This window comes from Flexivirga sp., assembly GCF_035551235.1.
GTDB lineage: Bacteria > Actinomycetota > Actinomycetes > Actinomycetales > Dermatophilaceae > Flexivirga.
The window spans coordinates 53235-65068 of record NZ_DASZNO010000024.1 but is presented as its reverse complement, the minus strand read 5'-3'; the positions used below and the strand labels follow the sequence as shown (position 1 = coordinate 65068).

Genomic DNA, 11834 nt, shown 5'->3' with positions numbered 1-11834 from the left:
GCGAGCCGCACCCGCATCGACCAGGTCACCGGTGGCGGTGGTGGCGCCGTGACCATTGAGCAGGTCCTGCAGCCCCATGGTCAGTAGCACGGTGGCGGCGCTGGCCTGGGTGCCCTCACCGGTCGCCGCCCGAGCACCGGCACCGACGAGCTCCATGAGCGCGTCGGCCCGCCGCTTACCCGGTGACCGTTCATCACGCACCGACTCACCGTTAGCTTTGGGAGCATCGGCGGAACCCTGCTCCGTGCCGTCGGGGCGGAGGCCGAACGCGGCACCGGTCCCGCCGGTCCGACCAGCCGGAGACACACCGTCGCCGTGATCGGTCTTGCCAGTTCCCTCCGCGTCCGCCGGAGCGGCCTTCTCGGTCGTTTCGGTCGACTTGGCAGGTCTGGGTGCGGATTTGGCGGTGATCGCTTCCTTCAGGACCGCCGCGTTCGCCGGCGACAACTCCGCCACCAGGCGGGTCATCCCGGTTGGTGTGGTGGACCAGGTCAACGATTCGGTGTTCTCGAGTTTTTCGTCCTTGTCCGACAACTCGTCGGGGGCGAATTTGGCGATGATCCGCCGCGTCAACTGGGTGAGTCCCGCAGCGCCCAAGGTCGGGTCGAGTTGCAGGAACCAGCCCAGGATCTCGTCCCGGTCCGCGGTCGGTATCACGGGTGCGACCTTGTCCGCCTGGGTGAGCGCGGTGCGTGCGGATTCGACCGAACAGGACCCGTCCCGCAACGCGGCCGCGATGACGGAGTTCTTCCGGGCCCGGCAGGCGTCGGCGACCGAGGCCATCGCCCGGACTGTTTTCGGTTCGACCGGCACACCGTCGGCGAGGTGGCCCATCAGCCATTGGCTCGTCGTAGCGGCAGGGGCCTTCTCGACTGTGCCCCGCTCGACTGCATCCGAGGTGACGACGGTGGCGACTTGCGCGGACCGGCCATGCAGCCGGAGCAGCACGGACACCAATTCGCCTTCCTCGGCGGCTCCGAGCTGGTGCATCGCACCCGGAATCTCATCCAGCAGCCCAGCCAGCGCGTGCAACCCGGCGAGCACTTCCGGTCCGCGACCGGGCTCCGCTTTCTGGGCGTCGGGGACTGCCTGATGATCGATGTCCATGGCGTGAATCCCCTTCCCCTGTAAGCGTTTTCGCTTACTTACAGGATACTGGATGAGGGTGTCAATCGCCAGCATTTCATCGAACACATTTCGGGTAATCCGTATATGGGTCGACCGGCCGACCTGGCGGCGAGTGAGTTCCGAGACGACACGGACAGTTCGCGAGAGGGTCGCCCATGGGCCCGCGAGTGGGGGTCGATCGCTGCAGCGCACGAACACCGATCTGGCCCGGCGAGGCTGACCCGTGGATAACAAGCGCGACCCAACGCCAGCGACTCGATCCGGCCGACGGCTCTTGCTCGTCGATCCAATAATCGTCGAGCCGGTGCGGTGCAGCCATTAGCGGTCAATCTGGGTCTGGCGGCGCGAGTCTGAGCCCGGCAATGTGGGCGAGGTGGACAACCGCTCGCCCAAGATGACAGCGCATGTACAGCGATGAGCCACATGGGTCGTACGCCGCAAACGCGTAGTCAGACGCCTGTGCACGTTCTCGGCGCTCTAGTCACCGCGACCACGACGTTTTTGAATCTGGCCACAGCTGTGAGGGATCGATCGCAGATCCGGGCGGTCGTCTGCTGTGCCATCTTGACGTCGTGTGTCGGCATGCTCTGGTGGGACGCCCGGTCACTGGCCCGCGATCCGCGGACCTCAGAAGCCGGTGATCAGGTCCAGTGCCGCATGGACGGTGTCGCGGCTGAGGCGCTCCCCGAAGCTGACCGTACGGCTGCGCCGGTAGAAAGCACTCAGGTCGGCGTCGATCCCCAACGCGCACAACTCGATTCGGCCGTCGCGCTCGATGGAGTCGGCGACTGCCGCCAGATGCCGGTCGAGGTATGACGCGCCTTCGGCGTCCCGGGTGGCGGTGGACATCGGTCCGCCGTCGGAGATCACCAACAGGATTCGTCGACCCGCCTCTTGTTGCATGGCGATGCCGGCCGCCCACTCCAGCGCCTCGCCGTCCACGCCCTCGGCATACAGGTCGGGGCGCAGCAGAGCCGGCAAACCTCGCCGCGCGACGCGCCACGGACTGCGGGCCGGGGCAAAGACGACATGGTGCAACCCGCCCAATCGGCCCGGGTGAGAAGGAGATCCGGCGTCGCGCCACTGCGCGGCGGCTCGGCCGCCGTGCCAGTCGACAGTGCTGAAGCCGAGCACGCCGACGGGGACACCGGCCAGCTCGAGGCCCTGCCCGAGCAGGTCGCACAGGGCCGCCGTCGCCGCGTTGTGCCGGCGCATCGACCCCGAGCAGTCGAGCAGGATCGTCACTGCGGCATCGCAATGCGACCGGGTCGTCGGCAGCCGGAAGATGCCGGTGGGGTCCTGGCGCGCGACGAACTCGCCGAGGCGTGCCGAGTCCAGCAGCCCCTCATCGCCGCCGGCCGACCAGCCCTCCTCGATGCGGGTGCTCAGTCGTGCGGCGGCGATTCGGGCGACCCGGCCGGCCGGGAACGGTCGTGGGGTCTCATCGAGCGCGAGCCGCCAGCGGTCCAGCTGCTCAGGGCGGCCGAGGGTGGCGCCGTCCGACTCCCTGTCGTATGTCGTTGTGAACACCGCATATTCGCTGCGGATGCGCGCAGGAGACAAAGCGCCGACGGTGCCGCCATCGGCCGGAGCGTCACCGTCGGACCCGGGTGGCACGACCGGCACGAACCCGACGTCACGCAGGGTGCCGCGCTCGGCACTGCTGCGGTCCTCCGGAAAACGCTCGGCGAGGACCAGCGCGATCCGCAGCGCCGCATCCGCGAAGGCGGCCTGGTCAGTAGCCCGGCGCGACAGCACCCGCAGGGGATGGCCGATCGAGTCGGCGAGCCCGAACCGGGTGGCCTCGATGGTGTCCTCCAGGCTCTCCGCGATCGGGGTCGCGGTGAGCCTGGACCGCAGCACGACGGCGATGGTCAGCAGGTGCAGCCCGAGCTCCGTCTCGATGGCGCCGGTGCGCCAGGCTGCCTCGACCCATCGATCGAACAATGCGGCAAGGTTGCGGCGTACGCCGGGAAGCGTTGCAGGCACGAGGGATTCGCAGCGGAGCTGCTCGGCAAGCTCGAAGACGACGCGGGCGATCTCGGGTTCCGGCATCCGCCGGGCGTGCACCGCGGTGTCACTGTGCTGCAGCCGTGCGCCCACGGCGTCGGCGACGCCGGCCGATGTCGTGCCGTCCGTCAGGTCCCCGGTCGCGACGTGGGCGGCGCTGACCGGCCGGGCGCCGCCCTCGGTGAGGAGGAGCTCGCCCCTCCGGACCAGCCCGACACCGCCCAGTGCCCGCGCGGTGGCTGCGGACCGCTCGGCGAGTGCGACCGCCGGTGCGACGTCAACGTCGGTGGTCATGTCTACGCACTGGCGGGCAGGGCGACATCCAGGTCGGCGTCGAAGCAACGCTGGAAGAACTCCGCCACCAGGGGCTTCTCGTCGTCGGCGCACTTGTTGGTGAAGGCCAAGCGCAGTGACCGGGCGACGTCGTCGAAGATCGCGATGTTCTCGGCCCAGCTGATCACCGTGCGCGGCGACATCAGCGTTGACAGGTCGCCGGCCGCGAAGGCGCGACGGGTCAGGCCGGCGAACTCCACCATCGCCGCGACCAGCTCGGGGCGGGTGCGCAGGTCGGCCACGCGGCCGAGGACGATGTCCGATTCGCGTTCTGCCGGAAGGTAATTCAGCGTCGCGACCACCGACCAGCGGTCCAGCTGGGCGTGGTTCAGTCGTTGCACTCCGTGGTAGAGACCGCTGGTGTTGCCCAGCCCGACGGTGTTGGCCGTGCCGAAGAGGCGGAAGTCGTGGTGCGGGTGCAGCACGCGGTTCTGGTCCAGCAGCGTCAGGCTGCCCTCGTGCTCCAGCACCCGCTGCAGCACGAACATCACGTCGGGCCGGCCGGCGTCATACTCGTCCAGCAGCAGTGCAACGGGACGTTGCAGCGCCCACGGGAGGATGCCCTCGGCGAATTCGGTGACCTGCACCCCGTCGCGCACCACGACAGTGTCACGGCCGACGAAGTCGAGCCGCGAGAGGTGGCCGTCCAGATTGACGCGCACGCACGGCCACCCGAGACGGGCCGCCACCTGCTCGACATGCGTCGACTTGCCCGTGCCGTGCAGGCCCTGCAACAGCACCCGGCGGTTGTGCGCGAAGCCGGACAGGATCGCCAGCGTGACGTCCGGATCGAAGACGTATGCCGGATCGACCTCCGGCACGTGCTCGGCGAGGTCGTCCTGTGGTGCGCCGAGCGGCACTCGCATCGATGTCTCGATGCCGAAAAGCTCTCGTACAGCAGCGGTTTCGGTGCGTAGCAGAGTGCTCATCGGTTGCCCTCCCGCTCGATGTCCGCCAGTGCGGACGCGGCTTTGCGCAGCGCCGGCAGCAGCGTGGTCGCCGACGACCGGTCGATGCGCAGGACGGGCGCCTGGGTGGCCACGCACAGATTGGATCGTTCGCCCTCGCTCGGCACGAGCACCGCGATGCAGACCAGGCCCGGCAGATATTCCTCGTCATCGATCGCGTAGCCCTGCTCGGCAATCGTGTCCAACTCGGCGTCGAGCTCCTCGATCGAGGTGATCGTGTGCGGGGTGAGACGGGCCAGCGGTGCGTGCCCGAGCAACCGGTGCCGCTGGGCGCTGCTCAACTGGGCGAGCACCCGCTTGCCGCTCGCCGAGGCGTGCATCGGCACGCGGGAGCCCGGGCCGAGCTGCACGCGCAGCGGCTCGTCGGTCTCGACCCGGTCCAGGTAGACGACCTCGTCGCCGGACAACGCGGTGATGTTGCAGGTCTCGCCGGTCTCGGCCGCGAGGTGGCGAAGCACCGCGTGACGGGCCCCGAACTGCATGGTGTTGAGCATCAGCGTCTCGGCGAAGGTTCGCAGCCGGGCACCGGTGCCGTAGTGCCGTCCATCGGCCTGGCGCGCCAGCAGGCCCGCCGTCTCGAGCTGCTGGAGCATGCGATGCACCGTCGGCTTCGGCAGTCCGGTCTCCTCGACCAGCGCCTGCAGGGTGACGAAGTGATCCTTGCCGCCGATCAGCTCCATGAGGGCGAAGAGCCGCAGCGCCGGAGTCTCGCCGCTGAGTGGATCCGCGGACAGTTCGCGGGGACCGGGCTGCGCAGCTGAACTCATGGTGGCCTTTCGACAAGTGCGGGCATTTCGAAAAACGGTACCAAACGGACAAGAAAATGAGATTTCCTTGACAGTACTGCAGCGTCGGCCTACCGTCCATCGTGTTCAATAATTTCGACCTCGACGTTCCGTTTTCTGAGACAACGATGTCGAGGATTCACCACTTGAAGGAGCGGAGCACATGACCGATCTCGCTGAGAGCGTCGAAGAACAGACGCTGAAGTCGCAAGTCGCCGGACGATCGGACGAGTCGGCCGGTGTGCAACGAATGACGCCCTCCGAGGCGTTCGTCGAGACGATGGTTGCCAACGGGGTCGACACGATCTTCGGGATCATGGGGTCGGCGTTCATGGACGCGATGGACATCTTCGCGCCGGCCGGCATACGGCTGGTTCCCGTCGTACACGAGCAGGGCGCGGCGCACATGGCCGACGGGTTCTCCCGGGCCAGTGGCCGCCACGGCGTCTGCATCGGCCAGAACGGCCCCGGCATCAGCAACTGCGTGACCGCGATCGCGGCCGCCTTCTGGGCGCACAGCCCCGTCGTCATCGTGACCCCGGAGACCGGCTCGATGGGTCTGGGCCTGGGTGGTTTCCAGGAGGCCAACCAGCTGCCGATGTTCCAGGAGTTCACGAAGTACCAGGGGCATGTCAACAACCCCAAGCGGATGGCGGAGTTCACCGCTCGCTGCTTCGACCGCGCCCACTCCGAGCTCGGCCCCACCCAGCTGAACATCCCGCGCGACTTCTTCTACGGCGAGCTGGAGTGCGAGATCCCGCAGCCGCAGGTGCTCGACCGCGGGCCCGGCGGGACCAAGTCGCTCGACGAGGCCGCGGAGCTGCTGGCCGGCGCGAAGTTCCCGGTCATCGTCTCCGGCGGCGGCGTCGTGATGGCCGACGGTGTCGAGGAGTGCAAGGCGCTCGCCGAGCGCCTCGGTGCGCCGGTGGTCAACTCCTACCAGCACAACGACTCGTTCCCGGCCAGCCACCCGCTGTGGTGCGGCCCCCTCGGCTACCAGGGCTCGAAGGCCGCGATGAAGCTGATCAGCCAGGCCGACGTCGTGCTCGCGCTCGGCACCCGGCTCGGCCCGTTCGGCACGCTGCCGCAGCACGGTATGGACTACTGGCCCAAGGACGCCAAGATCATCCAGGTCGACGCCGACCACAAGATGCTCGGCCTGGTCAAGAAGATCTCGGTCGGCATCTGCGGCGACGCCAAGGAATCGGCCGCCGCACTGACCGACCGGCTGCGCGACCGCACGCTGGCCTGTGACGAGACCCGCGAGAAGCGCGCCGAGCGGATCGCCACCGAGAAGCAGGACTGGGAGACCGAGCTCGACGACTGGACTCACGAGAAGGACGACTACAGCCTGGACATGATCGCCGAGGCCGACGGCGAGGACGGCAACTGGCTGCACCCGCGCCAGGTGCTGCGCGAGCTGGAGAAGGCGATGCCGGAGCACGTCATGGTGTCCACCGACATCGGCAACATCAACTCGGTGGCCCACTCCTACCTGCGCTTCGAGGAGCCGCGCTCCTTCTTCGCACCGATGAGCTTCGGCAACTGCGGCTACGCGCTGCCGACGATCATCGGCGCCAAGGCTGCGGCCATGGACCGGCCTGCGATCTCGTATGCCGGTGACGGTGCGTGGTCGATGAGCATGACCGAGATCATGACGGCCGTGCGCCACCAGATCCCGGTCACGTCGGTCGTGTTCCACAACCGGCAGTGGGGTGCTGAGAAGAAGAACCAGGTCGACTTCTACAACCGGCGCTTCGTCGCCGGCGAGCTGGACAACCCCAGCTTCGCCGAGGTCGCGCGCTCGATGGGCGCGGACGGCGTCACCGTCGACAAGCTGGAGGATGTCGGACCGGCCCTGCAGGCCGCCGTCAAGGCACAGATGGAGGACGGTGTCACCACCGTCATCGAGATCATGTGCACCCGCGAGCTGGGCGACCCGTTCCGGCGCGACGCACTGGCCAAGCCGGTGCGCCTGCTCAAGAAGTACCAGGACTATGTCTAGGCGACGCGTGCGCTGAGCTCGTCATACAGCAAGGGCCGAGGGCCGACCGGTGAACACCGGTCGGGCCTCGGCCCCTTGCCATTTTCACCAGCTTGTGCATGGCTGGTACCACGAGTGTGCACGGGTGTGGTACTGCTCACACCTCCAGCAGCCCGATTCAATGGCGGAATCGAAATTCACACTGTGACAACCATATTCGGCCGCAAGCGAGCGACTCAGCCCACTTCGGCGGCACGGATGGAGGCAGCAGCACATGAGTGAGAACCTTGAGACAACCGCCGAGAGCGGGCTCGGGAAGGGCCTGAAACAGCGGCACATGAATCTGATCGCCCTCGGCGGCGTGATCGGAGCCGGACTCTTCGTCGGTAGCGGCGTCGTCATCGACGACGCGGGACCGGCGGCGGTGATCTCCTTCCTCATCGCGGGAATCATCACCGTCCTGATCATGCGCATGCTCGCCGAGATGGCGGTCAACCGGCCCGCGCTCGGCTCGTTCTACGTCTACGCACGTGAATCCCTCGGCCGCAGAGGTGGTTTCGCGGTCGGTTGGATGTACTGGTACTTCTTCGTCATCGTCGTCGCCGTGGAGGCGGTGGCAGGTGGTCGGATCCTGCAGCTGTGGGTGCCCGGTGTGCCGCTCTGGATCCTCAGCCTCGGGCTGATGCTGCTGCTCACCGGTACCAACATGGTGAGCGCCCGGTCGTACGGCGAGTTCGAATACTGGTTCTCCTCGATCAAGGTCGTCGCGATCCTGCTCTTCCTGGCTGCGGGCATCCTGTGGCTCACCGGGCTCTGGCCGGAGTCGACCCCCGGACTGGGCAACCTGGTCGACCACGGTGGGTTCGCGCCGATGGGCTGGGGCGCGGTCATCGCCGCGGTCGTGCCCTGCGTCGCCTTCTACACCGGCGCCGAGATCGTCACCATCGCCGCCGCCGAGTCCGAGCGCCCGGCGGAGGCCATCGCCAAGGCGATGCGCTCGATCATCGTCCGCGTCGTCACCTTCTATGTCGGCTCGATCTTCGTCGTCGTCAGCGTCCAGTCGTGGAACGGCAAGAACGTCAGCGTCAGCCCCTACGCCTCGGTCCTGTCGGTGCTGAACGTGCCCGGCGTCGAGACGATCATGAATCTCATCGTGCTCACCGCGGTGCTGAGCTGCCTGAACTCGGCGCTCTACACCTCCTCCCGGATGCTGTTCGCGCTCACCCGGCACAACGACGCACCGATGGCGTTCACCAAACTGTCCAAGAGCGGGGTGCCGCGTCGCGCCATCGTCGCCGGAACGCTGGTCGGCTACATCTCGGTGATCGCGGCATACGTCTCGCCCGATGCGGTCTTCAGCTTCCTGGTCAACTCGTATGGCGCCGTGGCGCTGTTCGTCTACCTGGCGATCGCGATCTCCCAGGTGGTGCTGCGCCGCCGGCTGGACGCCGAAATGCCCGAGGGTCCGCTGCTCAAGATGTGGCTCTTCCCGTGGCTGAGCTACGTGACGATCGCGCTGATGTCCTGTGTCATCCTCGCGATGGCGTTCATGGGCACGACCCGGAACGAGTTCTGGCTGAGCATGCTGACGTTGGGCGTCATCCTGGCGGTCTACGAATGGTGGCAGCGCCGCCACCCGACGGTCGGCCAGAAGCGTCCCGTGCCCGGTCCCGGGCCGACCGAGCGTCCCGCCCCGGCCTTCGCAATCGTCGACGTGCCGGACAAGTCGGTCAGCGCGCGCGAGCGAGCACGCCGGATTCGGGAGTTGCGCGAGGCGCGTAAGCGCAACGCGGGAGTGCCTCCGGAACGCGGGTCCGGGCGCTCGCCGCTGAACGGACACGACGTGCTGCCGCGCAACGGCGGCTTGATGGATGCCTCGAAGCACGACATCGACCTTCCCGACAGCCACGGCATCACCGCCGTCGTGGTGGAGGAGGACGAGCCGAAGGGCTGAGCAACTGCAGTGTCACAACAGAGGGGCCCGGTGTGTGCACCGGGCCCCTCTGTTGTCAGGCCCGGCGTCGCCGCTGCAGGCCCAGGCCGGCGACGCCCGCGACGAGCACGCCACCGACGGCGATGCCGAGGCCATGCCCGGGCATCCCGCTGTGCGTGGCCCCGCCCGGCGTGGTGGTTGAAGCGCTGAAACCACCTGCCGTTCCACGCTTTTCGTAGGCGCTACCGGCCTGCTTGTCGGCATACCTACGTTCCACGATGTGCTGGTATGACGCGACCGGCACGGGCCCACTCCCGACGACCTTCCTGGCAGCGGCGTTCAGCGGCCTGACCCGGTCGGCCGACACGGCATACCAGGCGTTGACCTGCGGCTCGATCAGCAGCGAAGCACCGTGGGCGGCTGCGGCCATTCGGGCCTCGGTGTCGCCCGATGCGACGTTCACGGCAGTCCACTTCCCGGTCCCGTCCGGCGCGGTGAAGAGCGTCATCGGCCCGGCACCCGTGGTCGCGGAGGTTGCGACATACCAGAGCTGTCCGACGGTGTCGGACCGTCCGCGCACGAAGCTAGCCGACAGTGCGTAGACCGGGGTGCCCTGCGTCCCGATCCGGGCAGGGGCCTGTGGCATCGCTGTATGGCGGCGCGCCGCCGCATCCCGTGTCGCGGTCCTGAGCAGCGCACGGGCGCCGGGTGACGACGCGGCGGCGACGGCTCCTCGCTGTTGTTGCGCCGAGACCGGCCGCAGGTCGTGCTGGCTCGCGGCGAAGGCGCTCGGTGCGCAGACGACGGCGCCGGCGACCAATGCACCGGCCAGGACGGAGCCCGCGGTGAGGCGACGGGTGACGTGCTTGCGAGTCATGTCAGGCTCCGATCCCGTAGAGCGTGTGCGTCCAGGTGAACTGCGAATTCGAGCGGTACCAGTCGTATGTCGACACGTTGAAGCGCGAGTCCGAGGGCCACGGGTCGTAGTACTGCACCTGGCTGTTGCTCTGGTCGTAGCCGGTGAGCACCATCATGTGACCACCGCCGGAGGTCCAGCCGATGCGGGTCATGACCGGCTCGTTGTTGCTGATCTGGTCGACGAGCGTGCTGTAGCTGATCGTCCCGCTGATGTAGCGACCGGGATTGATGCCGATCGTGGAGAACGCCTGTTGGTCGTTGCCGAGAGTCGCCTGGTCGTTCGGGCACGTGACGTTCGTCGAGTACCCGAAAGCCATGTCGCAGAACTGGTTCTGCGAGTAGTCGTAACCGAAGTAGGCGGCAACGCTGTTGCCGGTCGCCGCCCAGCACCAGTTGGACTGCTCCTGGGCCTGACCGTCGATGTAGAGGTAGTAGTTCGACGGTGTCGACGCCCACTGCGCCGAAACCCGTTGGCTCGCGGCGTGATTGGTGGTGGCGCGATTGCTGACCGTCTGAGCTGTCGCCGTGTGGGTCTCGGTCGCCTGCGCGGGCCCGGCCACGGCAAGCGCGGTCGTCGCCGCCGCGATCACGACGGCCGCCAGCCGGCCGGCTCTGGATGTTCGCTGCATCTGAGTGCGCCTCCTGGGAGTCCTTGCCCGCAGGCAGGAGTGGTGGATGCCGTGGATCGTGCGCGCCTTCAGCCAAAGCCGCAATACCGTTGCGCGAGTGTGCAATCCGTCCCGTGAACAGCTGCGCGGAGCGTCCCTCGCGGGCGCCGCATTCTTGACGAATCCTTGACCCAGCAGGTGTGAACGTTTACATACAGTGACGCGGGTGAGTAGTAACGGCGGCGACGACGGTCGGCTCGTGTTCAGCGATGCGCTGCGCTCCGCGATCCGGGCGCGCGAATTGTCGCTGTCGCGCCTGCGGGCACATCTCGCGGAGAAGGGTTTCGACGTCGGCACCGCGACCCTCAGCACCTGGCAGAGCGGCGCGCGGGTGCCGCGGGACGGCTCGATCGCCATACTCGGTGCGCTCGAGGACGTTCTGGGTGTCCCGCCCGGGTGGCTGGTCGAAAGGCTTGAGCCGGCACGGCTTTCGGCTGTTCGCCCGCGCCGCCCTTTCGCCGTCGTCGATGAGGCGGACGCGCTGGCAAGTCTGCTGGGACGGCTCGACGGTGCCGAGCACGGCCAGCTTCGCACGACCGGGGTCGTGGAGGAGGTCGTGCTGTCGGCGACCGGCGCGCTGCGGGTCAAGCATGTGGTCCAGGCCGTGCAGGCGGCGCGGTCCGCGGATCGGCTGGTGATCGTGCACCAGACCGAGCCCGACGGTGACATCGACGAGGTGCGGCCCTCGGCCGTCGGCGGCTGCCGGGTCGGTCGTGTCGTCCGTGACTGCGAGCGAGGCCTGCTCGTCGCGGAGTTGCTGCTCGATCGGCGCCTTGCGGTCGGCGAGTCCGCCGTCCTGCGGTATGACGTGCACGACGAGGCGACCCACCCGATGACCGAATACTTCCGCTTCCACGAGTGGCCGGTCACGCATCACGCGCTCGAGGTGCGCTTCGACCCCGCGGCGTTGCCGGTGCGGGTGATGGAGTTCCAGCGCAAGACGTCGCATTCACCGGATCTGCTACGCCGCGAGATCACCCTCTCGCAGGACCGCCGCGCGCAGGTCGTCGTCCCCGACGCCGAGCCGGGCGTCGTCGGGATCGACTGGCAATGGAGCTGATTCACGTATGACGAAGGGCGCCCCGCACCGTGCGGGACGCCCCTCGT

The 11834-nt window shown here is 67.9% G+C and carries 9 protein-coding genes; 3 read left to right on the top strand and 6 right to left on the bottom strand.

The genetic code is table 11. The features are described 5' to 3' along the window. The 4 genes from VG502_RS07440 to VG502_RS07425 all read right to left on the bottom strand — a co-directional run. Positions 1-1107 (bottom strand): DUF222 domain-containing protein (locus VG502_RS07440; protein ID WP_325549400.1); only part of this gene is annotated, 1107 nt, incomplete at its 3' end. 648 nt (positions 1108-1755) lie between these two features. Then, positions 1756-3432, bottom strand: a complete 1677-nt coding sequence (locus VG502_RS07435) for a cobaltochelatase CobT-related protein (protein ID WP_325549399.1) — start codon at positions 3430-3432, stop codon at positions 1756-1758. A 2-nt stretch (positions 3433-3434) separates the two neighbouring features. Continuing rightward, positions 3435-4400 (bottom strand): AAA family ATPase, encoded by a 966-nt coding sequence (locus tag VG502_RS07430; RefSeq protein ID WP_325549398.1) that lies wholly within the window; start codon positions 4398-4400, stop codon positions 3435-3437. Further along, positions 4397-5206, bottom strand: a complete 810-nt coding sequence (locus VG502_RS07425) for an IclR family transcriptional regulator (protein WP_325549397.1) — start codon at positions 5204-5206, stop codon at positions 4397-4399. Before VG502_RS07425 ends, VG502_RS07430 begins: the two co-directional genes overlap by 4 nt. A 181-nt stretch (positions 5207-5387) precedes the next feature. Between VG502_RS07425 and xsc the strand changes: the two genes are divergently transcribed. Next, a complete protein-coding gene (gene xsc, locus VG502_RS07420) occupies positions 5388-7229 on the top strand; it encodes a sulfoacetaldehyde acetyltransferase (protein WP_325549396.1) in 1842 nt (613 codons plus the stop codon). 253 nt (positions 7230-7482) lie between these two features. Continuing rightward, positions 7483-9162, top strand: a complete 1680-nt coding sequence (locus tag VG502_RS07415) for an amino acid permease (RefSeq protein ID WP_325549395.1) — start codon at positions 7483-7485, stop codon at positions 9160-9162. A 55-nt stretch (positions 9163-9217) separates the two neighbouring features. On the opposite strand, the gene VG502_RS07410 is transcribed toward VG502_RS07415, so the two are convergent. After that, entirely contained in the window at positions 9218-10018 is an 801-nt protein-coding gene (locus VG502_RS07410) for a hypothetical protein (protein ID WP_325549394.1), read from the bottom strand. Position 10019: 1 nt separating this feature from the next. Next, positions 10020-10688 (bottom strand): papain-like cysteine protease family protein, encoded by a 669-nt coding sequence (locus VG502_RS07405; RefSeq protein ID WP_325549393.1) that lies wholly within the window; start codon positions 10686-10688, stop codon positions 10020-10022. Between the two features lie 205 nt (positions 10689-10893). Here VG502_RS07405 and VG502_RS07400 point away from each other — a divergent pair, with 205 nt between their 5' ends. After that, positions 10894-11787 (top strand): hypothetical protein, encoded by an 894-nt coding sequence (locus VG502_RS07400; RefSeq protein WP_325549392.1) that lies wholly within the window; start codon positions 10894-10896, stop codon positions 11785-11787. The last annotated feature ends 47 nt before the right edge of the window (positions 11788-11834 follow it).

Coding starts and splice junctions, on each gene's coding strand:
- VG502_RS07435 (WP_325549399.1), bottom strand. CDS start 3,432: ATGACCACCGACGTTGACGTCGCACCGGCGGTCGCACTCGCCGAGCGG.
- VG502_RS07430 (WP_325549398.1), bottom strand. CDS start 4,400: ATGAGCACTCTGCTACGCACCGAAACCGCTGCTGTACGAGAGCTTTTC.
- VG502_RS07405 (WP_325549393.1), bottom strand. CDS start 10,688: ATGCAGCGAACATCCAGAGCCGGCCGGCTGGCGGCCGTCGTGATCGCG.
- xsc (WP_325549396.1), top strand. CDS start 5,388: ATGACCGATCTCGCTGAGAGCGTCGAAGAACAGACGCTGAAGTCGCAA.
- VG502_RS07425 (WP_325549397.1), bottom strand. CDS start 5,206: ATGAGTTCAGCTGCGCAGCCCGGTCCCCGCGAACTGTCCGCGGATCCA.
- VG502_RS07415 (WP_325549395.1), top strand. CDS start 7,483: ATGAGTGAGAACCTTGAGACAACCGCCGAGAGCGGGCTCGGGAAGGGC.
- VG502_RS07410 (WP_325549394.1), bottom strand. CDS start 10,018: ATGACTCGCAAGCACGTCACCCGTCGCCTCACCGCGGGCTCCGTCCTG.